Annotated in this window: 18 protein-coding genes; 12 read left to right on the top strand and 6 right to left on the bottom strand. The window is 46.5% G+C overall.

Features of this window, described 5'->3' with window-relative positions; genetic code table 11:
* Positions 1-35: 35 nt before the first annotated feature.
* The gene (locus KQI22_RS03550) at positions 36-476 is read left to right on the top strand and encodes an RrF2 family transcriptional regulator (protein ID WP_216550704.1); all 441 of its coding nucleotides are present in this window, start codon (positions 36-38) and stop codon (positions 474-476) included.
* On the opposite strand, the gene KQI22_RS03545 is transcribed toward KQI22_RS03550, so the two are convergent.
* Positions 464-3,433 (bottom strand): hypothetical protein, encoded by a 2,970-nt coding sequence (locus tag KQI22_RS03545; RefSeq protein ID WP_216550703.1) that lies wholly within the window; start codon positions 3,431-3,433, stop codon positions 464-466. The two genes, KQI22_RS03550 and KQI22_RS03545, sit on opposite strands and share 13 nt — an antisense overlap.
* Positions 3,434-3,610: 177 nt before the next feature.
* Between KQI22_RS03545 and KQI22_RS03540 the strand changes: the two genes are divergently transcribed.
* From KQI22_RS03540 to ftsH, 3 genes are all read left to right on the top strand, one after another.
* A complete protein-coding gene (locus tag KQI22_RS03540) occupies positions 3,611-5,743 on the top strand; it encodes a PTS transporter subunit IIABC (RefSeq protein WP_216550702.1) in 2,133 nt (710 codons plus the stop codon).
* Positions 5,744-5,832: 89 nt separating this feature from the next.
* Positions 5,833-7,419, top strand: coding sequence for a hypothetical protein (locus KQI22_RS03535; RefSeq protein ID WP_216550701.1), 1,587 nt, complete (start codon positions 5,833-5,835; stop codon positions 7,417-7,419).
* Positions 7,420-7,528: 109 nt separating this feature from the next.
* Complete coding sequence (gene ftsH / locus KQI22_RS03530; RefSeq protein ID WP_216550700.1) at positions 7,529-9,346, top strand: ATP-dependent zinc metalloprotease FtsH; 1,818 nt, start codon at positions 7,529-7,531, stop codon at positions 9,344-9,346.
* Between the two features lie 35 nt (positions 9,347-9,381).
* On the opposite strand, the gene KQI22_RS03525 is transcribed toward ftsH, so the two are convergent.
* The 5 genes from KQI22_RS03525 to KQI22_RS03505 form a co-directional block, all read right to left on the bottom strand.
* Positions 9,382-11,100 (bottom strand): HD domain-containing phosphohydrolase, encoded by a 1,719-nt coding sequence (locus tag KQI22_RS03525; RefSeq protein WP_216550699.1) that lies wholly within the window; start codon positions 11,098-11,100, stop codon positions 9,382-9,384.
* A 56-nt stretch (positions 11,101-11,156) separates the two neighbouring features.
* Entirely contained in the window at positions 11,157-11,933 is a 777-nt protein-coding gene (locus KQI22_RS03520) for a sulfite exporter TauE/SafE family protein (RefSeq protein ID WP_216550698.1), read from the bottom strand.
* Entirely contained in the window at positions 11,930-12,370 is a 441-nt protein-coding gene (locus KQI22_RS03515; protein ID WP_216550697.1) for a MarR family winged helix-turn-helix transcriptional regulator, read from the bottom strand. The genes KQI22_RS03520 and KQI22_RS03515 overlap by 4 nt, the downstream gene beginning before the upstream one ends.
* 174 nt (positions 12,371-12,544) lie before the next feature.
* Positions 12,545-14,128, bottom strand: coding sequence for an NAD(P)/FAD-dependent oxidoreductase (locus KQI22_RS03510; RefSeq protein ID WP_216550696.1), 1,584 nt, complete (start codon positions 14,126-14,128; stop codon positions 12,545-12,547).
* Between the two features lie 61 nt (positions 14,129-14,189).
* Complete coding sequence (locus tag KQI22_RS03505; RefSeq protein WP_216550695.1) at positions 14,190-15,416, bottom strand: glycosyltransferase 87 family protein; 1,227 nt, start codon at positions 15,414-15,416, stop codon at positions 14,190-14,192.
* 146 nt (positions 15,417-15,562) lie between these two features.
* Between KQI22_RS03505 and KQI22_RS03500 the strand changes: the two genes are divergently transcribed.
* From KQI22_RS03500 to hslO, 8 genes are all read left to right on the top strand, one after another.
* The gene (locus KQI22_RS03500) at positions 15,563-16,339 is read left to right on the top strand and encodes a polysaccharide deacetylase family protein (RefSeq protein ID WP_216550694.1); all 777 of its coding nucleotides are present in this window, start codon (positions 15,563-15,565) and stop codon (positions 16,337-16,339) included.
* 180 nt (positions 16,340-16,519) lie between these two features.
* Positions 16,520-17,122: a thiamine diphosphokinase gene (locus KQI22_RS03495; protein WP_216550693.1), complete on the top strand. Its 603-nt coding sequence runs from the start codon at positions 16,520-16,522 to the stop codon at positions 17,120-17,122.
* Between the two features lie 173 nt (positions 17,123-17,295).
* Positions 17,296-18,066, top strand: coding sequence for a hypothetical protein (locus tag KQI22_RS03490; RefSeq protein WP_216550692.1), 771 nt, complete (start codon positions 17,296-17,298; stop codon positions 18,064-18,066).
* Between the two features lie 90 nt (positions 18,067-18,156).
* The gene (locus KQI22_RS03485; RefSeq protein ID WP_216550691.1) at positions 18,157-19,869 is read left to right on the top strand and encodes a hypothetical protein; all 1,713 of its coding nucleotides are present in this window, start codon (positions 18,157-18,159) and stop codon (positions 19,867-19,869) included.
* Positions 19,870-19,912: 43 nt separating this feature from the next.
* A complete protein-coding gene (gene hisC / locus KQI22_RS03480) occupies positions 19,913-20,977 on the top strand; it encodes a histidinol-phosphate transaminase (protein ID WP_216550690.1) in 1,065 nt (354 codons plus the stop codon).
* 40 nt (positions 20,978-21,017) lie between these two features.
* Positions 21,018-21,500 carry a COG2426 family protein gene (locus KQI22_RS03475; protein WP_216550689.1) on the top strand — a complete coding sequence of 161 codons (483 nt, stop codon included), beginning with the start codon at positions 21,018-21,020 and terminating at the stop codon, positions 21,498-21,500.
* A gap of 9 nt (positions 21,501-21,509) precedes the next feature.
* A complete protein-coding gene (locus KQI22_RS03470; protein ID WP_216550688.1) occupies positions 21,510-22,268 on the top strand; it encodes a class I SAM-dependent DNA methyltransferase in 759 nt (252 codons plus the stop codon).
* 2 nt (positions 22,269-22,270) lie between these two features.
* A complete protein-coding gene (hslO, locus tag KQI22_RS03465) occupies positions 22,271-23,152 on the top strand; it encodes an Hsp33 family molecular chaperone HslO (protein WP_216550687.1) in 882 nt (293 codons plus the stop codon).
* Position 23,153 lies beyond the last annotated feature (1 nt).

Below are 23,153 nucleotides of genomic sequence, written 5' to 3'. Positions count from 1 at the left end.
TCCTACATAACAAATAGGAAAAGGAGAGAATTGGTTTGAAAATTTCAACAAAAGGAAGATATGCGGTACGTGTCATGCTGGATCTGGCATTGAACGATACCGGTGAATATGTGAAAGTACGTGAGATCGCCAAACGGCAGGAAATCTCTGAAAAATATCTCGAGCAGATCATTGCTGTTTTAAATAAAGCAGGTTTTGTCAGAAGCACGCGTGGTGCGCAGGGCGGCTATAAGATCGCAAAGGATCCGTCGCAGTACACCGTCGGTATGATTCTGCGTCTGACAGAAGGCAGCCTTTGTCCGGTCGCCTGTCTGGAAACAGAGAGCAATGAATGCGAACGCTGTGATACCTGTGAAACGCTGCAAGTCTGGAAAGACTTAAACGACGCGATCAACAAGGTCGTAGACGGCGTTACAGTCGCAGATCTGGTAGCGCGCCATCAGGAGCGGATCGCCAATATGGATTATTCTATCTGACGTAACTTTAAAAATTGTCCACCTCTTACAGAGTCTGCAAGCTCTTCGAAAGAAAGAGTCTGCAGGCTGTTTTTTTGTGCATCGAGCAGCGTAAAGGTCAGGTCGCTGTTTTCACTGAGCAGCCATGTGGGCTGCATACCGAGCGGCAGAAGCAGGTCATCCTGTGCGGAGATAGAACATATTATATTGCTGATATACGTGTCATCACTTCTGTAGCTGATCTGCAGGTATGCTGCCTGCGCATCCGCTAAAAGTGCGGAAGAAGACAGCGGCAGATACAGGTAATCGTAATCACTACCCAAGATCGTATCACCTGCAGAAGACAGGGCAAGGCTGTCTGTAAAGCATTCCTGCAGGCTTTCCATGGAATTGCCGAGGCTGGCACAGATTCTGCCAAGCTCCAGATCCTCGGTCACCTCTCTGTAATCATCGCCTGCCTGCTCCGGGTAGATCTTGGCATACAGCTCCTGCGGATACAGTGCATTGTCCTCTTTATTGTACACATAGTCATGTGTCAGGATCCAGTGATATATATAATAGTTGCTCTGTGCATCCAGCACGAAAACGACAGGTCGTTTCTCTTTGATCTGGGTTAGCATTTCCTCCTGCGCTTCCATACTTTTGCCGACCGGCAGAAATCCGGTGCTGCAGGCTCTTGCATTCAGGTAATAGTAAAAGCCCTGTCCGTCAAAGCCCATATACCAGGTCTGCTCCTGCACGCTGTCACATTTCTGCATCACTGCTTCATAGGCAGTCAGATAGGATACCTGATCTGCGACCATAAAGCCACCTCCAAGCATGGAGCGGTCTGAAATGGGAACTTCATCCATGGCAAGGAACGTGTCGGGAACAACATAGGTGTTATAGAGCTTGGAAGTATCGTCCATGACAAGCGCTGCCTGTCCGTCCGGATAAGTCCACATATTCGGAAATTTCATATCACCTACTTCGTGATAAATCATAAGCGGCAGTGAAAAACAGATGCCAAGCAGGAGTGCGACCGTTTTGCAAGGCAGCTTTCGCCCATCGCGGAGCAGCAGAACCGGCAGGAACATGCCAAATACCGCGATCAATACCGGAGCGGTTCTTTGTAAAATGACACCGGTGTCGGCACGGACAAGTGTATACGTATAGGAAATTGCCAGTGTCAGAAAGGCTGCCAGCAGTCCGAAGAACAGCGGGGAAACACCGCTCTTTTGCATTTCCTTTGCAGCCCGTTTACCGGAAAGCGTCTGCAGCAGGACATGCAGACACAAATAACCAAGGATCCAGAGTGGCAGCATCGGCAGGAAAAAGCGGTAGACCAGATAGAGCCTGTCACGCCACTGCCCGGAAAGGTAAGGCAGGAACATATCCGGCGGTGTCTGCCCGAACAGGGAAATACCGTCTGCAAGCAGTGTCTGGCTGCTATAGGTCAGGGTATGTCGGAGCATACGCAGGAGCAGAGGCAGACAGAGCATGACCGGCACAAGTGTCAGAAGCCACAGAATAGAAAAGGAAGGCTTTTTGAGCTCTGTTTTCCAGTCGGTTTCTTTGACAGCGCGCAACAGCATCCGGATACCGAGCGGGAGTGTGCCAAGCAGGAGTGCACCGCCGTAGAGCGGATAGTAAAGTCCTGCCAGAAAGCAGGAAAAGATCCAGCATCTGAGCCAGTGCATCGGCTTTTGTAAAAGTGCTTTGTCAAACAGAAGGAGCAGAACGGGAAGTACCATATACTGCCGGTTGTAGCTTGGCAGCGCAAAAAATACGGCAAACAAAAGTGCCTTTCCACCGATCTGTCTGTATAAAAGCCACATCGTCAGAGCAGCAAATAGGACGACCGTGATCGAGATGGCCGGGGAGTAATCCGATACCGTTCCGTGCAGAAGGACATTCTGGATAAAACCGTTGACCAGCGGGAACAGACCGGAAACAGGTGTATACTCCTGATAAGCACTCTGGTGCAGACCGAAGATCTGCTGCCATGGGATCATCTGCTCGCCGTGGTGGTGCTGGTCAGGCTGTGCAAACGCGGGCGCAGCACTGAAGGAATGATAAATAAAGATCGTCATAACGGTAGCACAACTGATGAGCCGGGAAACGGACATGCCCTGTCGATCCGTCCGGGCGGTATTTGTATGCTGCAGGTTTCGGATCTTTTTTATGATATGACACATGTGCCATATTTCTCCTGCAAGCAGTCCGAGGAGCAGCAGTGCAAAAAAGATATAGTAAAAGCCTGCATAGGCAACGCGGATCCGCTCACCGCGATACAGATAGTGATCCACAAAATAAAGAACAAGTAAAAACGGGATCGGAAGCTGCAGGATGCAGAGCAGTAGTGAAAAACGTTCAGCTTTTTGCGCTGTCGTGGCTTTTGGAAGATAACAGATGAAAAATGACATTAGCGTCAATGCTGTAACGATTCCTGTGACCTGACTTCCAGAAAGGATAAAACGGTCTGAAATCTGCACCAGAACAGTAAGAACTGCCATCAGTGCATAATACAGTAAGACAGGAAGTGTCAGACACGGATACAAAAGAGCCTGTTCTTTTTTGAAATGCAGGCAGACTGCCAGCACGCAAAAATAACAAAGTCCCAGAAGCAGGACGGTGTTTTTCTGTCCGAATACGATAAAACTGCCCAGAAGCGGGAAAACAAGAATCCAGAGATAGCGCAAATAAGCCGGACGCTTGTCCGTCGGAGCGGTTTCGGTTGTTTTTGCCATATGTTTTATTTGCCATGCAGACAGAAGAAAGCCTGTCAGACAGCAGAGAAGAAGTCCAAGGACAGTCAGCAGACGGAACAGCGTAAGCTCTCCCTGTTTGTTAATGCCTGTTTTGGCGGTTGTTTCTATAATGATATCTGTAAAGATCGGTGCTTTTGCTGCCCAAAGCGGGAAAAAGTGGGCAAACAGCGGAATGCAAAGCAAAAGTGCGGCCATACATGGAAGAAGGATCGGTAATCTTTTTTTCATATTTTAAAAACCTCGTCAGTGGATTGCCGGAATACCGGCAGAATTTACATATCTATGATAAATGACTTTATTGGTGTTTGCAAGATTAGAAAATAGGAATAAATCAGCCACCTGCGGTTCATCCTATAAAATGATGGTTTCCCTGCGGGAAATGGAATGGAAGAAGGAGAACTGAAAATGAAGGATAAGATTTTTGGCGTTTTACAGCGCGTGGGACGGAGCTTTATGCTGCCGATCGCGATCCTGCCCGTAGCAGGACTGCTGCTTGGGATCGGCAGTTCGTTTACCAATGCGACCACGATTGAAACGTATCATCTGACGGGAATTCTGGGAGAAGGTACGATAGCACATGCCCTGCTTATGATCATGAACCGTGTGGGCAGCGCGGTCTTTGATAACCTGCCACTGCTTTTTGCGATCGGTGTGGCGATCGGTATGGCAAAGAAGGAAAAAGAAGTGGCGGCACTTTCAGCGGTCATTGCCTATCTTGTCATGCATACATCAATCTATGCCATGCTGCTTTTGTACGGGGAGATCACGGAAGACGGGCAGATCGCGGATTTTGTACTGGAAGGCAGTATTACATCGGTCTGTGGGATTCCGTCTTTGCAGATCGGTGTGTTTGGCGGTATTATCGTAGGACTTGGCGTGGCGGCGCTGCATAACCGGTTTTACCGGATCGAACTGCCGAGTGCCCTGTCCTTTTTCGGCGGGACACGGTTTGTACCGATCATTTCCACGGTCGTGTATTTGTTTGTCGGTATTTTACTTTATTATATATGGCCGACCGTGCAAAACGGTATTTATGCGCTGGGTGGCTTTGTGACAGGCTCCGGGTATTTTGGAACGCTTTTGTTCGGGCTGGTGAAAAGAGCCCTGATCCCGTTTGGACTGCATCATGTGTTTTATATGCCGTTCTGGCAGACAGCGGTCGGTGGCACGAAGGAAGTGGCGGGACAGCTTGTGCAGGGGGGGCAGAATATCTTTTTCGCGGAGCTTGCGGATTCTGCTAATATTGCACATTTCAGCGCGGACGCGACCAGGTATTTTTCCGGGGAATTTATTTTCATGATCTTTGGTCTGCCCGGCGCGGCACTTGCCATGTATCAGTGCGCAAAGCCGGAGAAAAAGAAGGCAACAGGCGGTCTGCTTTTATCCGCCGCCTTGGCAAGCATGATGACCGGTATTACAGAGCCGCTGGAATTTTCATTTTTGTTTGTGGCACCGGCATTGTTTGTCGTGCAGGTCATTTTGGCGGGCTCTGCCTATATGATCGCGCATATGTTGAACGTGGCGGTCGGACTGACCTTTTCCGGCGGACTGCTTGACTTCTTTCTATTCGGTATTTTGCAGGGCAATGAAAAGACAAGCTGGCTGCGGGTGATCCCGGTCGGTATTGTGTATTTCTTCCTGTATTATGTGATCTTCCGGTTCCTGATCCGCAAATTTGACTTTAAGACGCCTGGCCGGGAAGATGAGGATGGAGAGATAAAATTGTATACAAAGGCGGACGTCAATGCCCGGAAAAATGCCGGAGCAGGCGGAACTGGAGCTGGCGCAGGCGGAATTGCCAGCGCAGATCGTTCCGGTGTGAATCCGGAAAACGAGGCAGACAGACGTAGTGCGGCGATCACAAGAGGACTTGGCGGTAAGGACAATATCTCAGACGTGGATTGTTGTGCGACGAGACTGCGCTGCAGTGTCAACGATCCGTCAATGGTGGATGACAAGGTGCTTAAGGCAACAGGTGCAAGCGGTGTGGTACACAGAGGAAACGGCGTACAGATCATTTACGGGCCTCGTGTTACGGTCATTAAGTCGGATTTGGAGGACTATCTTTCTCGTGCGGTTCCGGAAATCATCATCTACAGCCCGATCACCGGGCAGGCGGCAGACATCACAGCAGCACCGGACGAAGCATTTGCGCAGAAGATGATGGGAGACGGCGCGGTCGTAATGCCAAAGGAGCCTTATGTCTATGCCCCGACAGACGGAACCGTCACCTTTGTCTTTGACACGAAGCATGCCATCGGATTTGAAACAGATTCCGGGATCAGCCTGCTCATTCATGTCGGGATCGAAACCGTGAAGCTGGAGGGCGCGGGCTTTACCGTAGTGGTAGAAAACGGACAGCGGGTAAAAGCCGGAGATCTTCTGATGGAGCTGGATCTTGCCTGGCTGAAGGAGCATGCGCCGTCCATTGTGACGCCGGTCGTCTGCACGGAGCTTGCCGAAAATCAGCATATCTGTATGCTGACACAAGCGTCAGTAAAGGCGGGAGATCCGTTATTCGCTGTAGAAACGAAATAAAAGCCGCAATGCCTGTCCCTTAGATTGACAACCCTCTGCCTGAAAAGGTAAGATAGAAGCAAATAAAAATACAGTAAAGAGAAAAGCATATGGAAAAAAATACAATGAAAAAAAGAAAACTGACGATAGAAGAAGGGCTGTATCTGCTGCTGGCAGGGACAGCACTTCTCGCCCTGATTTTATATGTAAGTTTCTGTCTGGACAATCTGATGCATTCGGATACGACCGCAGAGGTGATCTTATCCAAATTTCTGGCAGACCGGAACGAGCTGATTTCCAAGGAGTGGTTTTATTCCACCGAGATCCGCGTGATCTATACGCAGCTTGTGATGGTTCCGCTGTTTAAGATCTTCTCAAGCTACAAGCTGGTAAAGCTGTTATCCATTTTTATTTACTATGCCATCTTATTGTACGCCTGGCATATGCTGACAAAGCGTTTCACACTTGAGAAAAAGTGGATCTTTCTGGGACTGGCACTTTTACTGGCACCGCTTTCCAATGAATATCTGGACATGATGTTTATCGGCTGTTTTTACACGACGCAGACGATCTGTATGTATCTGGTGCTTTCTTTCGTGTTAAAAGAAAAGAAAAGCAGGAACATGTGGATCCGGGAGGGCGTCGTATTATCCATCCTTTCTGTGCTTCTTGGCATGACGGGGCTGCGGTATCTGGCAAGTCTGTATCTGCCGATGCTGCTTGCTTTCCTGCTTTTCCCGGTGCTGGAAAAGGACGGAAATAAAAAGGAAAACTGGCAGAATATCACGTTTTCACTGATCCTGACCGGCTTTGCAGGCATCGGTTTTCTGATCAATAAGTTTTATCTGGCGGTGCAGTACAGCTTTGATACGACATCTGAGGTCAGTTTTGTACCGATCGATGAGATCCCGGACCGGTTTCTGACGTCCATCCGGCTGATGCTGGAATTTATAGGCTATCGCCAGATCCAGGTCGTAACGCCGCTCGGTATTGTCAATGCGGTAAAATGCCTGTTTTTTCTGGCATTTATTGCGATGATCGTCGCACTTTTTCACAAACGGATGGAGCTGCCTGCAAAAGAACGCTTTTTGCTGTATTTTTTCCTGATGCTGTTTCTGATCAACTGGTATATGCTGATCTTTACGGATGTCCTGCAGCAGTACCGCTACTGGCTGCCTGTTTATGTGACAGGGGTTCTGCTGATCTGTGTCTTTTTGCAGCATTTCCGGCCTGCAACGGTATTCCAGAAGCCGCTGCTTTCTGCTTTTCTGGCAGTTGTAGTGGTTTCAAGCCTGTACGGAGAGCTTTGGCAGGATGTGAAATATAACGATTGTGCAAAACGATATGCTTATATGGATTTTTTGGAAAATAATGACTATGATTTTGGCTATGCGACCTTCTGGAATGCTTCCGTGACGGAGTATCTGAGCAACGGAACGATCCATGTCGGCAATCTGGGCGGCAGTGACGGCAAAGCGGCTCCGTATGAATGGCTGACACCGAAGGAATATTATCGGTCTGGCTACCATCACGGCAAATGCTTCCTGCTTTTGGCAAGAACGGAAGAAGCAGGAATGCTCAAGGGCGATTTCACGGTCATGGATGATGCAGTCTGCGTCTATCAGGACGAGTATTATGCGATCTACGAAGGACAGCAGGACATGTATCTGTTTTCGGAAGGCTATGAACCGCAATAGTATTAACTTTTTCTAAAAAGTATAAAATAAGTGGTTTCTGTATTGAATCTGTGGGAAAACTGCATTACAGTGTAGGAAATAATCTTGGAAAATGAAGGGAGAAACACAGATGAATGAGGTGAAGAAACCAAAGAAACCTTTGATCTCGTATTACTGCATTGTGCTGCTGATCCTGATCCTGTTCAATTCATTGGCAATGCCGTGGCTCATGGGACATCAGGTAAAAGATGTGGACTACGGTACGTTTATCCAGATGACAGAGGACGGACAGGTAGGGCGTGTCGATATCAAAGAGCAGAGTAATACGATCGTATTTACGGATAAAGAGGAAAAGAATGTTTATCAGACTGCCATGGTCAATGATCCTGATCTGACAGACCGGCTGTATCAGGCAGGCGTTTCCTTTTACGGGGAGGAGATCAAACAGACTTCTCCGATCCTGAGCTTTTTGATGAGCTGGATCCTGCCACTTGTGATTTTTATCGCAATCGGCGAACTGCTTTCCAGACAGATGATGAAAAAAGCAGGCGGCAAAAATGCCATGAGCTTTGGCATGGGAAAGAGCAGTGCCAAGGTTTATGTAAAATCTTCCGACGGTATCAAATTCAGTGATGTGGCAGGTGAAGATGAGGCAAAAGAAAATCTGACGGAGATTGTAGATTATCTGCATAATCCCGATAAATATAAGAAAATCGGTGCTTCCATGCCAAAGGGACTTCTGCTGGTAGGCCCTCCCGGAACCGGTAAGACCATGCTGGCAAAGGCCGTTGCAGGCGAAGCCAATGTACCGTTCTTCTCCATGTCCGGTTCGGAATTTGTGGAAATGTTCGTTGGTATGGGTGCTTCCAAGGTCAGAGATCTGTTCCAGCAGGCAAAGGAAAAAGCACCGTGTATCGTTTTCATTGATGAGATCGATGCGATTGGTAAAAAGCGTGACGGACAGATCGGCGGAAACGATGAACGGGAACAGACGCTGAATCAGCTTTTGACAGAAATGGACGGATTTGAAGGAAATACTGGTGTTATTATCTTAGCTGCCACAAACAGACCGGAAACACTGGATCCGGCTCTGCTGCGTCCGGGACGTTTTGACAGACGTGTACCTGTGGAACTACCGGATCTGAAGGGCAGGGAAGAGATCATCCGCGTGCATGCAAAGAAGATCAGAGTCGGCGATAATGTTGATTATAGCAAGATTGCCCGTATGGCATCCGGTGCCTCCGGTGCTGAGCTTGCCAATATTGTCAATGAGGCGGCACTTCGTGCGGTCAGAGATAACAGAGAATATGCAACGCAGGAAGATCTGGAGGAAAGCATTGAAGTCGTGATCGCAGGCTATCAGAAGAAAAATGCGATCCTGACCGATAAGGAGAAGCGTATCGTAGCCTATCATGAAGTCGGACATGCACTGGTTGCTGCAAAGCAGACAAATTCCGCACCGGTACAGAAGATCACGATCGTACCGCGTACTTCCGGGGCTCTTGGTTATACAATGCAGGTAGAGGAAGGCAATCATTACCTGATGACAAGAGATGAGCTGGAAAACAAGATTGCCACACTGACAGGCGGCCGTGCGGCAGAAGAAATCGTATTCAGCTGCGTGACAACGGGCGCATCCAACGATATCGAGCAGGCAACAAAGCTGGCAAGATCCATGATCACCCGCTATGGTATGAGCAAAGACTTTGATATGGTGGCAATGGAAACACAGACAAACCAGTATCTGGGCGGTGATACATCACTGACCTGTTCTGCCGAGACACAGACACTGATCGACCAGAAGGTGGTAGAGCTTGTCAGAAAGCAGCATGAGAAGGCTGCACAGATCCTGCTGGAGAACAGAGAAAAGCTGGATGAGATCTCCCAGTATCTCTACCAGAAGGAAACGATCACAGGCGAAGAATTTATGCAGATCCTGAATTCCTAAAATGCCGCGCATGGGCGGGCTGAAATAAAGATGATTTACAGAGATGGAGAGCTGTTATTCTGGATGAAGACAGCCTCCATTTCGTCTATATGCTGTAAAAAGATATCAGTGATATCAGGGTCAAAATGGGTGCCACGGCTTTCCCGGATGATAGCGACAGACTTCTCCACGGAGAAGCCTTCTTTATAATGGCGGTTGGAGCGGAGCGCGTCATATACATCACAGATCGCCATGATCCTTGCGGATAACGGAATCTCCGTTCCCTTCAGATTGCAGGGATAGCCGCCTCCCGCAAATTTCTCATGATGATAATATGCCATGTTGTAGGCGATATGGACGTATTCGTCATTCTCCAGTTTCCCTAATGTTTCTTTGATGATCCTTGCACCCTCAGCCGGATGCTTTTTCATGATCTCATATTCTTCATCGGTCAGCTTGCCGGGCTTTTGCAGGACATAGTCAGGGACAGCGATCTTTCCGATATCATGGAGCTGTGCTGCGGCGGAAACCATCTGAGCATATTCATCGGTGATGCGGCTATCGTATTTGGGACTGTTCTGCATGGCATGTGCCAGAATTCTGACAAAGTTACTTGTATTCTTGATGTGTAGTCCCGTGATACCGTCTCTTGCTTCGATCATGGCAGCAAAACTACCGATTACGGAACGCTGGATCTTGACGATCTCATGTGTTTTGGCAGAAACCTCCGCCTCTAAGCGGTTTGTGTAATAAAAGCTTTCCGTTTCATCGCTGACCAGGACTGCATAGCCGTAAGTCCGTCCCTGTCTGGTGATCTCACGTCCGGTAATGTGATAAACACTGTTTGCGGACTGGGGCACATCTTCATGATCGTGTCCTTCGCCACGGAATACATAGCCGTTTTTGACGATCAGATGCTCGTTTTTCTGTACAAGCTCTTTCAATACCTGCACAAATGGCTCTGTATAGTGCTTTTCAATGTAGTGCTGCATCAGCTTGGCGTTTTTATTCTGATAAATGACACCATCGTCATTGTCGAAAACAAAAAGTGCTTCTGTCATACCGTCCGTAGCTTCATCTTTGGCAAAGGACAGGGTATTAAAAAGCTGGAAATGCACCATCAGGATAATGAGCATCTGTACACAGACAAAGTAGGACAGAACGGTCGTATCATATCCATTTGTACAGCCGGATAAAAAGAGCAGAAAGCCGATCAGGCAGATTACGATCATGGCAATGCACAGAAACATCTGTCGTTTGATCAGCCAGTCTTTTGTGGAACGGATCTTTTTGACTCCGATGATCGTGATCGCAATGAAATACAGGAAGGTCATGCCGATAAAGAGAAAATAAAAGAGACCGTGTCCCAGTACCAGATGGGAGTAGGAATCTGAATAGACATAACGGATGGAAGTATAAAAAAGGGGATGCAGATCACAGGTGAAAACAAGTATTGTGATCAGTACATGGAAAGCAATCAGGATGCCCTTGAGCAGGTCGGATACTTTCACTTTACAAAATTCTATGACAAAAAAGAAAATACAGAGTGTAATATAGGGCTTCCCCAGATAGGCAATTTTGACACCGATCAAAGCTGTTGCCAGGCTATCTGATTTCAGCTCAACCAGATAGCCGACAAAGTTGACCAAAACGGAGATGAGCAGCAAAAGCATCAGGTTCTGCATATAAGATCCCTTTTGCCGCATGACATAAATAATTTCAAAGATCAGTAGTGTAATACTGATATATTCAATGCCCATCATAAGTGTATACATAAAGCGTCCTCGCTCCCTTTATCCCTCTTTCTTATGAAGATAGCACATTTGTAGGATTAAGAAAAGAGTGAAAATGCCATGACAGCAATACCGAGGATCACAAGGATCACGCCGGTAACACGGTTCAGTGTTTTCGGCGTTGCTTTATTGGCAAATACAGCCGCGATCCTTGCCCAGATCAGGGTGAATACAACGCATAAGATCCAGACGAGAGGATCCGGCAGACCGCCGATCGCGAAGTGGGAAGCAGCACCTGTAAATGCGGTAAATGCCATGATAAAGACACTCGTTCCGACTGCTGTCTTTAGTTCATACCCAAGGACAGAGGTCAGGATCAGCAGCATCATCATACCGCCGCCAGCACCGACAAAGCCGCAGATAAATCCAATCATCACGCCGCAGATGACAGACTGCAGGGCGCGCTTTTTGGCGGAAACCTGTCCCATGGCTTCTTTTGTGGTCATGACCGGCTTTACGATAAATTTGATACCGAGCAGGAAGGTCATGAAAACAGAAAAACTGCCCATTGTCCGGGACGGGACAAGACTGGAGACATAACTGCCGACAACCGTAAACAGAAGAACGGTAACCATCATGATCAGTCCGTTTTTAACATCCAGATTTTTGTTTTTGCCATAGGTATAGGCAGAAACAGCACTGGCAAGTACATCCGAGGACAGGGCGATACCGACCGCCATATACGGATCAATGCCAAGGAAGGTGATCAGCATGGGACTGATGACGGCTGCAGCACTCATGCCTGCAAAACCGGTTCCAAGACCTGCCCCCATACCGGCTAAAAAGGTGACAAGAATAATCGTTAAAAGTTTCATATCGTAAATTCCTCCTCCGGGAGCTGATCCAGATTCTGTTCCATCTGTTTCAGCCCATTTGTAATGGCTTCTTTCGTTTCTGCATCGATACCTGTCATCAGCGTATCCATGAAATGCTTCTGCAAGGCTCTGCCTTTTTCAATGACAGGCGCGGCTTTTTCTGTACAAAAAAGCAATGTTTTGCGCCGGTCGGAAGGCGCAGCCTCCCGGATCAGATAGCCTTCGCTTACGAGCTTGTCCACATTGACGGAAACAAGGTTTGCCTTGATCTTTCTGAATTCCACAATATCACTGGCTGTCCGGTATTCCGGATTGTTAGCCAGAAACAACAGAATATCAAAGGCTGTCTGCGGCAGATGCAGGGTATGGCATAAAGGCTTGCAGGCAGCAGCATAGGCAGATGCAAATTTGTGCATAAAGGAAAGTCCTGCGTTCATAAATAGATCGATCCTTTCTTTAATGATTTCTTCAAAAATGAATAGTTCAATTTTGAAGTATATTAACACGGATGAGGAAATTTGTAAAGTAGAAACAAAAATTGAAATGGGTAAAAGAAAATCTAAAAAGAGCCTCTTCCCTATACAGGGAAAAGACTCTTGGATGTCTGCTTCTTATGCTTCCTTTTCTTCGTGATACTCTTTTTCGGTATTGACATTCCAGATGGCTGTCTTATCGGTAGAACCTGCCTTGATGGCATTGACAGCTTCGATCGCTGTCAGCATGGAGTGATCCATGTTGTTGTAGCGGTGCTGTCCGTTACGGCCTAAGCAGAACAGATTGTCAAAGGAGGAGAGGTAGCTTTCCACCTGGTCGAACTGCTTGTAAGTACCGAAGTAAGCCGGATATGCTTTCTTGACACGGATATGTGTGGCATCCAGCACATCTTCCTCTTTTACGATATCGATCTTGACAAGCTCGCTGATCGCAAACTTGATGAAATCCTCGGAGGACATGTTCCACATATCATCGCCTTCACTGCAGAAGTATTCCAGTCCCATCCAGACAGTGTCTTCATTGTGCGCCGGCATATAAGGCGACCAGTTATTGAAGATCTGCAGTCTGCCGATGCGGACATCTCTTTCCTGAATGTAGATCCAGCAGTCGGGCACAATGTTATTGACTGTTTTCATTTTTGTCAGATTTTTGATCAGCAGTTTGTTGACTAAAAGTCCTACGGTGATGAAATCACGGTAAGGAAGGTCTTTTGCAATGTCGTGTACTTTGGCAGGAACGGTATCGCCCATGGAAAGTACCAGATCTTTGACTGGCATGGTGGAGAAGTAGTAATCACCTGTATACGTTGTCTGCTCGTCTGTCAGCTTTTCTTCCGCACTGCCGCCGTTTGTTACCTTGGTGCAGGTAATGCCGCTGATCTGTCCGTTTTCTGTCAGGACAGCGGTCGCCTTCTGCCCGAAATAAATCTCGCCGCCCATTTTCTCAATTTCAGAAGCCATCTTTTCCCAGAGCTGGCCGGGACCTTTTTTCGGATACATGAACTGTTCGATCAGGGAAGTCGAATCTGTCTTGTAATTCGGGTTAAACAGATGACGCAGGAAATCTGCGATCACTTTGCCGAGCGATAATTCTTTTACACGCTGTGCACCCCAGTCCGGTGCGATCTTACTCGGATGGACACCCCAGAGCTTTTCGGTATAATCTTCAAAAAACATGCTGTAGAGCGGTTTGCCGAAACGGTTGATATAGAAATCCTCCAGAGAGTTTTCTTTGCGTTTGACAACGCAGGAATACAGATAGCCAAAGCCTGCTTTCATTGTGCGGACAAATCCCATGTTGATAAAGGTTTCCGGTTTCATGGAGATCGGATAATCAAAGAATTTACGCAGGAAGAAAATACGGCTGACACGGGTACGGATCAGGGATACTTCGTCCGTCTGCTCCGGATCAGGACCGCCTTCTGTAAGCGGCTTTTCTCTGCCAAGCATCAGGTCGTCCTTTGCGGGAGCACCCTGCAGGGGCATGAGCTCTTTCCAGATATCATTGACCTGCTCGTTTTTGGAGAAGAAGCGGTGACCGCCCAGATCCATACGGTTTCCTTTATACTCTGCGGTACGGGAAATACCGCCGATAAATTCACTTTCTTCTATAATAATGGGATGAATGTCAGTTTCTTTTAATAATTGATAGGCGGCAGTCAGTCCGGCAGGACCTGCGCCGATAATAATTGCTTTTTTCATATGTTTCACTTTCTTAATCTTTGTATTCTGTTATATATAATAGCTAAAATCGAGCGGAGGGTCAACATTTGACTTGAATATTTTGTATTCTGGCTTTTATGGTATCGGCTGCGGCAAATAACAACAAAAGGAATAGAGCCGGATAACGAAGACCAAAGGCAAACGAATAGCTGCTGAAATCTGTAAAAGATTTTAGTGGCAGAGCGAAAATTGTAAAAATGAATCCCCAGATGACCGCATAACCAATAGCAAGTGTATTGCTTTCCCTGAGAAAGAAAAGGAAAGGAATCAGAAGATATACGGTTGTGTATGGGTAACTAGATGGAACAAATACAACCATAAGACAGCATAAAAACAAGAGTTGTATCCATTTTTTGGAACTAATCCATGCCATATAAACTGAGAACAGTAAAAAAAACAACATTATAGCTGTGCCGATCATTTGGATTGAAGGAGGAATGAAATCGGAAGCGGTCAGTTTTTGATATACTAAATAGAAAAATCCGCGTATTGTACAAAGACTGCCTGTTGCATCCGTGATTTGAACTAAATTTCTAAAAAATTGAAGCATTCCCTGAAAACCTCCGAAAAAGAGAAACGGAATAAAGAAAACGAATACGCCATAGATAACAAGGCGAAAAACTTCCTTCCATCTTTTTTCAAAAATATATAATAGACCTATAACAGCGGGATATATCTTTAGACCGGCAGCAAAGGCGATAAAAAAGAGAGCCAGTTCTTTTTGCACCACTTTTTCACTGTCTTTCCAAATAAGCGCTTGCAATACCAAAATAACGGCGAAACCAACAGAGTTTCCTCTTTCTATAAATCCACCCCAGAGAGGTTCGGAAAATAGTAGAAGAAGAAAGATGGGGAGTACAACCCCGGGGGTATTTTTTAATAAAGTAGATATTTGATAATATAGAATACCAGTGCATAAGCATAATAAAACCATATAAATAAGAAGAGTGCCAGGAAGAGCACGATATCCATTCATAGTAGGTTCCAAGGGGGTGGGCAGAATACGCACGATAAAATAGTAAAACAGGTAAGCAAAAGGAGGAAAGCATGCCTGTGCATTTGCCATATATACACCGGAGGGAGTGCTTACAAAGGAAAGATGCATAAGATAATCACAGAAGGAAAAATAACCTGCCTGATCAAATATTTCGTCAAAGCATCCACCGTTTGTATAAAGCAGACGAAGTAATGTTATAAAGTAACAGGTAAGGCTGGTTAGAATAAAGATCATTTCAGTGGTTACTTTTTTTCTTTTATTTTCGTACATAGGCTATCCTCATTTCCTGTATAAATATTCTGATTGTGTGGAAAAACACAATATTAGCATATGATATATTATAACACACAGGAAAAATAGTGTCTATTTCAGGCAGGCGTCGCATATGATGTACAAATCAGTGTTGGGGCTATTTTATGGATCTGAAAGAATTATATAAACAGCAAAAAAACGTGATCTGGACGGTTCTCATTCTGGCTGTATTGGTGGTGGGATTTCTGACGATCGCTCCACAGGTATTTCATGCCAGCAGCAGTGTAAACGGCAGAAATCTCCCTATTTATTGTGTGGAAACGGATGAAAAAAAGGTGGCATTGTCTTTTGATGCGGCGTGGGGGAATGAGGACACGCGCAGAATATTGGAAATTTTGAAGAAACATAATACCCATGTGACTTTTTTTATGACCGGTGGCTGGGTGGAGAGTTATCCAGAGGATGTCAAAGCAATTCTGGCAGCAGGGCATGATCTGGGAAATCACAGTGAAAATCATATGCAGATGAGTCAGCTTTCCGATGAGGAATGTAAGCAGGAGCTTATGAAAGTACATGAAAAGGTAAAGGAACTGACAGGCTATGAGATGTTTTTGTTCCGTCCGCCTTACGGAGATTATGATAATCATGTTATAACCAATGCGGAAAGCTGCGGATATTATGCAATACAGTGGGATGTTGACAGCCTGGACTGGAAAGATTATGGCGTGGATTCCATTATCCAGACTGTCTGCGGACATAAGCATCTGGGAAACGGATCCATCATCCTCTGTCATAACGGTGCCAAGTATACGGCAGATGCGTTGGATACCATGCTGACCAATCTGGAGAATGCCGGGTATCAGGTTGTTCCGGTCTCTGAACTCATTTTACGTGAAAATTATCATATGAATACAGAAGGCAGACAGATTCCTGATGCCTGAAAGTAGACAGTATGCTGACAAGAAGGTAAAAGTTCGCTATAATAGGAAGGAAAATAAGGCGTATCTGCTCGGAATACGGGAAGCGCTTAATGAAATGATCCGCGCTATGCAGCAGAAATCAAGCTGTATGTTGGGTTATACTGAATTTTTATCACGCAGAGTAAAAAGAGATAAGAGAAAATGGCAACTTGTTATATTTATGGCGCAATGCCATGCGGTAATACAGAGAAAATTGAAGAAGGCGATCTGCTGATCGCCGCAGATGGCGGTTATGCTTATCTGCAGGAACAAAAGCCGGATCTTGTTGTGGGAGATTTTGATTCACTGGGATATGTACCGGAGGGAGAGCAGATCATCAAACATCCGATGCAGAAGGATGACACAGATATGCTGCTTGCTGTCAAGGAAGGACTGAAAAGAGGCTATCGGAAGTTCGTGCTTTATGGCGGAATCGGTGGCAGACTGGATCATACCATTGCCAATCTTCAGGTGCTGGCTTTTCTGCAGGAGCGGGGCTGTCAGGCTGTCTTATATGGAGAGAAGGAAGAAGTGTATCTGCTCCGTAATGAAACAATTACCTTTTCCGCCGGCAGAAAGGGGATCCTCTCTGTATTTTCCTTTGAAAAGGAGGCAAGGGGCGTGACACTTTGCGGACTTGCCTATGAGATTACAGATGCGGTGCTGACCAATACCTTTCCGATCGGTACCAGCAACGAATTCATCGGAACAGAAGCACAGATCACCGTTGCAGACGGGAGTCTGTTGGTGATCTGTGAGAGATAAACTCTTTATAACTTTTGACAACAGTATCTGAAAAAATAAAATCTTCTTCCTATTTGAAAGCACATATGCTATACTACATCCATCTAAGCGATCAGACTGATCGCATCAAAAGATCCATTCGGATCGAATTACCCAAAGTGAATCGTTCAGAATACAAACAGGAAGGAGTTTTTATGCAAAAAACAGAATATGGTTACCGGAGAGTAGTATGGCTAGGGATCATCTGCCTTGTTTTTGCCTTGTGCATGGGAAAATACACTTATGGCAGTGTTGTCGTGGATGAGGTGCTGATCGGCGGACAGGAGGAGGACGAGCCGGTTGATGCTGTGCCAGCGGCGCAGGTGCCGGCAGAATCAGGCATATCACAGCCTGTATCGGAGCGGCAAGAAGAACCAGCCACATCACAGTCTGCATCGGAGCCACAAGAAGGACCAGCCACATCACAACCCACATCGGAACGGAAAGCAAAAACTGCTGCATCCGGTCCCAAAGTCACTGGAACACCACGACCGGACACAGAAACATCCAAGTCAGAGAAATTCCCCACACCTGTCAGCCAGGCAGATGGCATGGAGACAGATGCCGAACAGCTCCAAGTTCCGGCAGAACCCACAGCCTCAGTTTCCGCAAATGACAGACAGCAATTTCATGTACCACAGCAGGAAACGCAGGCAGATGGGGATAAAACTGCCAAATCGGAAAACAGCAGTGGAAAAAATAGCAGCGAAGAAACTACAAAACAGGAGATGAAAGCACAAAAGCAGCCGTCCATCTGGCAGGACAGTGCTGAGACAGCAGGCAAAGAAAAATCGGAAGGTAAAGCAGAATCGGAAGAGAAATCTGGAAACCTGTTATTGCCTGTTTTCATAATTCTTTGCAGCCTGCTGCTTCTGTCAGGCAGTATTTGCCTGATCCGCGACAATAACATTGACTTGAAGAAATAAGACAGCTTATAATATAGCCTGTGATATTTGATTTCACGAATGTAGGTATGGATAGGTAATCATTATAGAAGAAAGAGATACAATATGCAGTTGGAAAATAAAAAAATAAAAAACGGAATATTGTGGATTTTGATCCTGTTATCCGTTGTGGCGGCGGCAAATCAGCTCCTGATCGGTTTTGATATTGATGAGGGTTATGCGGTCTCCATGCCATTCCGTCTTCTGCAGGGAGATCACCTGTTTGCGGATATGTGGGAGGTACATCAGACTTCCGCACTTCTGCCTGCAGCTTTTTTATGGGTCTTTTATCAGGTGACGGGATCGACCGCTTATATGGTGCTTTACCTGCGCATTGTTGCGACCCTGCTGCATTTTGGCATGACAGTGCTTGTTTACAGAAAGACAAGAAAGTATCTGACAGCGGACTGGAGCCTGTTATTTGCACTTTTGTATCTGAACCTGTTACCGAAGTGGATCATATCGCTGGATTTCTCCATGCAGCAGGTATGGGGACTTACCTTACTGTTTACATGCCTGCTGGAAGAAAGAGGAACCGGGAAAAAACAGCTTTGGCAGGATTTTCTGGCAGGACTTTCCCTGGCATTTACGGTGCTTGCCTATCCGGGCATGGTGCTGTTATATCCGGCGGTTTTAGTGACGATCTGTATGTGTAACAAAGCGCTTTCCGGGAAAGAAAAATGCAGAAAGTGTCTGATTTTTACCGCTGGTTGTGCGATCAGCGCAGTTATATTTCTGATATATGTACTGCTGTTTATGCCGGTGGCTGATTTCCTTTCCAGCATTCCGAAGGTATTTATGGATGGCACCCACCAGTTTACGATGCAGACAAAGCTGCTTTTATATGGGCAGCAGTGGCTGAATGTGGCAAAGCAGCTTCTGATCCTCAGTGTACTTCCGCTGCTTGCTGCACTTATCCTGCAGATCTTTAAGCAGAAGAAAGGAAAGGAAAAAGGCAGCCTGTTTCTGGCATTTCTTCTGTTGTTTGTGGCAGAAACTTCCCTTTTAATGATCCTTGGCAATCTTGTTGGCATTCAGATGGGACCGTTCCATTTTCAGGTGCGCTATCTGCTGTTTTTCCTGTGCACTTGTATTGCCGGATGGAGTATGCGAAATACGGACAGACCGCTTTTTTATGTGCCGATCTTTCTAATGCTGGTCGTATTTGTGGGCATTCTGGTATTTTCCAATGTGGGACCGGATTCAAGCAGTTCTTATCTGGGACTTGGTATTCTGGCGGGCTTTGCCCTGCTTTTGAAAAAATATCCGCAAAAAGAACGGCTTTTATTTGCAACGGTGGTTCTTTTTGTGCTCAGCCTGTTGTTCTGCAAAGGGTACTATGTGCGCATCACGGAATATGGACCTTCCACGGTCAGACAGCAGAGAATACAGGTAACAGAAGGGGCGCTTGCGGGGATTTATGTACTGCCCGAAGAAGCAGAGCAGTATACGCAGGAGCATGAGGCGGTGCAGCGTGTGACACAGCCGGAGGATAAGCTGCTGTTTCTGGGAACGGACGGTATTTTGAATTTATCAGCGAACTGCCCGTTTGTATCCCCTTCAACGATCAGCACACCGGCATTTAATGAGCAGTGGGTGGAATATTTTACGTTATACCCGGAAAAAGAACCGACAGTGATCGTACTGGCTAAGAATACGATTGATAACAGAGAGAAATTTTTTGCACAGAATCCGTTTGGAAAATGGATCGCGGCAAAATATGATATATTATATATGGAAGAAACAGATTCTTTGTGTATAATAAAGAAGAAAAAATCTGAATGATAGCAGGACTGAAAGAAAACAGAGAAAGCAGGAGGCAGCACAGATGAGCTGGGAAGAAAACGTCAGAAAGGTTGTACCTTATACACCGGGGGAGCAGCCAAACAAAGCGCATATGATCAAATTAAATACAAATGAATGTCCTTATCCGCCCGCACCGGGCGTAACAGAGGCACTTGCCGGATTAAAGCCGGAGGATTTCCGTTTATACCCGGATCCGAATGCAGACAGTCTGGTCAGCGTATTGGCAGAGTATTACGGACTGGAAAAGGAAAATGTATTTGTCGGCGTTGGTTCTGATGATGTGCTGGCACTTGCTTTCCAGACATTTTTTAACAGTGACAGACCGATCGTATTCCCACAGATCACATATTCTTTTTACGATGTGTGGGCAGATCTTTACAAGATTCCATATGAGAAAAAGCCTCTGGCAGCAGATTTCCATATCCGCAAGGAAGACTATATGGGAGCAAACGGCGGTGTGATCTTCCCAAATCCCAATGCACCGACAGGACTTTTGGAGGATCTTTCCGTGATCGAGGAGATCGTGCAGGCAAATCCTGATGTCGTAGTGATCGTAGATGAAGCATATATTGATTTTGGGGGAGAAAGTGCGCTGCCACTGATCAAAAAGTATGACAATCTGCTTGTGGTACAGACATTTTCCAAATCGCGTGCCATGGCGGGCATGCGGATCGGATATGCGATGGGAAATGCAAAGCTGATCCGATATCTGAATGATGTGAAGTTTTCAACCAACTCTTATACAATGAACCGTCCGTCTCTGCTGCTGGGCGTTGCGGCGGTAAAAGATGATGCATATTTTAAGCAGACAACGGCAAAGATCGTAGCAACCCGCGAGCGGGTAAAGCAGGCACTGAAAGAGCTCGGTTTTACTTTCCCGGATGCAAAGAGCAACTTTATTTTTGCAACGCATAAGAGCGTGCATGCGGTAGAGCTGTTTGAAGCGTTGAAGAAGCAGAATATATATGTCCGTCATTTTTCGGATCCGCTGATCGATAATTATCTGCGTATCACGATCGGAACGGATGAGGAAATGGATAAATTCCTGGCATTCCTCAGAGAATATCTGCAAAACAGAACTGCATAGCAGTAAAAAAGGATAATACAGACGATTGAAAGGAGTCTTTATGTTTAAACGTTACTTAATGGTGTTTTTGGTTTCTATGGTACCGCTGATCGAACTGCGAGGTGCGATTCCGTATTCCCAGCTTCCGGGCGTTGGTCTGCCGCTTCTGCAGGCGTATATTGTCGCCGTGATCGGTAATATGGTTCCGGTTCCGTTTATTTATCTTTTCGCAAGACGTGTGCTGGAATGGGGCGCTGATAAGCCGGTGATCGGCAAGTTTTTCCGTTTCTGTCTGGAAAAGGGCGAAAAGGGCGGACAAAAGCTGCAGGCAAAGGCAGGAAGAGGTCTTTTTGTGGCACTGCTTCTGTTTGTCGGTATTCCGCTGCCGGGTACAGGTGCATGGACGGGGACACTCGCTGCCAGCATTCTGGACATGGATTTTAAATCCAGCATTACAGCGGTTATGCTTGGTGTGATCTTAGCCGGTATCATCATGGGCGCGGCAAGTGCCGGCTTGTTCGGTGCACTGGGAGCTATTTTCTAGGAGGCAGCTATGGCAAGTTACGAAAGCTTTGCAAAGGTATACGATGAACTCATGGATAACGTTCCGTATGATACATGGACGGAGCATCTGATCAGAGATCTGAAAGAATACGGCATAACAGACGGGTTGATCTGTGAACTTGGCTGCGGAACCGGAAATGTCACGACAAGGCTCAGCAAAGCCGGGTATGATATGATCGGCGTGGATGATGCGGAGGAGATGCTTTCCGTTGCAAGGGAAAAGCAGGACAGCAGTGAGGTCCTGTATTTACAGCAGGATATGCGCAGCTTTGAGCTTTACGGAACGGTCAGAGCTGTGGTCAGCATATGCGACTGTATGAATTATCTGCTGGAAGAGGAGGATCTTCTTAAGACATTCCAGCTTGTCAATAACTATTTGGATCCTGACGGTATTTTTATTTTTGATTTCAATACGATCTATAAATATAAAGAAGTCATGGGCGACACCGTCATAGCGGAAAACCGGGAAGATTGCAGCTTTATCTGGGAAAACTACTATGATGTGGAGGAGGAGATCAATGAATATGACCTGACGATCTTTGTACAGACGCAGGAAGATCTCTTTCAGCGGTTTACGGAAACGCATCTGCAGCGCGGCTATACGCTTGCACAGATGCAGGAGATCCTGCAAAAAGCGGGACTTGTATTTTTAAAAGCGATCGATGTGGATACGCAGGGAGAAGTCACAGAGCAGACAGAGCGAATCTGTATCATCGCCAGAGAACATGGAAAACGAAAGGAAGCATAATTTTGTCAGATTATATTGTAAGAGCAACGGCAAAGCAGGCACAGATCAGAGCCTTTGCCATTACTTCAAAAGAACTTGTAGAAACAGCACGTCAGAAGCACAATACTTCACCGGTTGTCACAGCAGCACTTGGCAGACTGCTCAGCGCGGGTGCGATGATGGGCAGTATGTTAAAGGCGGATACGGATATCCTCACGCTGCAGTTAAAAGGTGACGGTCCGATGCACGGACTGACGGTAACAGCAGATGCAAAGGCGCGCGTCAAAGGCTATGCGGATGTACCGGATGTCCTTCTGCCGCCAAATGCCAAAGGCAAGCTGGATGTTGGCGGCGCGATCGGAAACGGTATTTTAAGTGTGATCAAGGATATGGGACTGAAAGAGCCTTACTGTGGACAAACTGTATTGCAGACAGGCGAGATCGCGGAGGATCTGACGTATTATTTCGCGACTTCCGAGCAGGTCCCTTCTTCAGTCGGACTGGGCGTTCTGATGAACAAGGACAATACAGTCAGACAGGCAGGTGGCTTTATTGTCCAGCTCATGCCATTTGCGGAGGAGGAAACGATCGAGCAGCTTGAACAGAACCTGAGCCGTGTTTCCAGTGTAACAGCCATGCTGGAAGAAGGAAAAACGCCGGAAGGCATTCTGGAAGTTTTATTTGAAGGAATGGATCTGGAGATCGTGGATACGATGCCTGCTTCTTTCTACTGCAACTGCAGCAAGGAGCGCGTGGAGAAAGCGATCATTTCTGTTGGCAAGAAAGAGATCACCGAGATGATCCGGGAAGAAAAACCGATCGAGGTGAATTGTCATTTCTGTAATACAGCGTATACGTTTACGCCGCAGGAACTGAAAGAATTGTTGAAAAAGTGTACAAAATAGA

Origin of the sequence: Kineothrix sp. MSJ-39 (assembly GCF_018917935.1) — a bacterium.
Taxonomy (GTDB): domain Bacteria; phylum Bacillota; class Clostridia; order Lachnospirales; family Lachnospiraceae; genus CAG-194.
This window is presented reverse-complemented; position numbering and strand designations above follow the sequence as displayed.

What these genes read in the sequence shown, in the direction of transcription:
- KQI22_RS03545 (WP_216550703.1), bottom strand. Translation starts at nt 3,433, where the DNA reads ATGAAAAAAAGATTACCGATCCTTCTTCCATGTATGGCCGCACTTTTG.
- KQI22_RS03540 (WP_216550702.1), top strand. Translation starts at nt 3,611, where the DNA reads ATGAAGGATAAGATTTTTGGCGTTTTACAGCGCGTGGGACGGAGCTTT.
- KQI22_RS03535 (WP_216550701.1), top strand. Translation starts at nt 5,833, where the DNA reads ATGGAAAAAAATACAATGAAAAAAAGAAAACTGACGATAGAAGAAGGG.
- ftsH (WP_216550700.1), top strand. Translation starts at nt 7,529, where the DNA reads ATGAATGAGGTGAAGAAACCAAAGAAACCTTTGATCTCGTATTACTGC.
- KQI22_RS03525 (WP_216550699.1), bottom strand. Translation starts at nt 11,100, where the DNA reads ATGTATACACTTATGATGGGCATTGAATATATCAGTATTACACTACTG.
- KQI22_RS03520 (WP_216550698.1), bottom strand. Translation starts at nt 11,933, where the DNA reads ATGAAACTTTTAACGATTATTCTTGTCACCTTTTTAGCCGGTATGGGG.
- KQI22_RS03515 (WP_216550697.1), bottom strand. Translation starts at nt 12,370, where the DNA reads ATGAACGCAGGACTTTCCTTTATGCACAAATTTGCATCTGCCTATGCT.
- KQI22_RS03510 (WP_216550696.1), bottom strand. Translation starts at nt 14,128, where the DNA reads ATGAAAAAAGCAATTATTATCGGCGCAGGTCCTGCCGGACTGACTGCC.
- KQI22_RS03505 (WP_216550695.1), bottom strand. Translation starts at nt 15,416, where the DNA reads ATGTACGAAAATAAAAGAAAAAAAGTAACCACTGAAATGATCTTTATT.
- KQI22_RS03500 (WP_216550694.1), top strand. Translation starts at nt 15,563, where the DNA reads ATGGATCTGAAAGAATTATATAAACAGCAAAAAAACGTGATCTGGACG.
- KQI22_RS03495 (WP_216550693.1), top strand. Translation starts at nt 16,520, where the DNA reads ATGGCAACTTGTTATATTTATGGCGCAATGCCATGCGGTAATACAGAG.
- KQI22_RS03490 (WP_216550692.1), top strand. Translation starts at nt 17,296, where the DNA reads ATGCAAAAAACAGAATATGGTTACCGGAGAGTAGTATGGCTAGGGATC.
- hisC (WP_216550690.1), top strand. Translation starts at nt 19,913, where the DNA reads ATGAGCTGGGAAGAAAACGTCAGAAAGGTTGTACCTTATACACCGGGG.
- KQI22_RS03475 (WP_216550689.1), top strand. Translation starts at nt 21,018, where the DNA reads ATGTTTAAACGTTACTTAATGGTGTTTTTGGTTTCTATGGTACCGCTG.
- KQI22_RS03470 (WP_216550688.1), top strand. Translation starts at nt 21,510, where the DNA reads ATGGCAAGTTACGAAAGCTTTGCAAAGGTATACGATGAACTCATGGAT.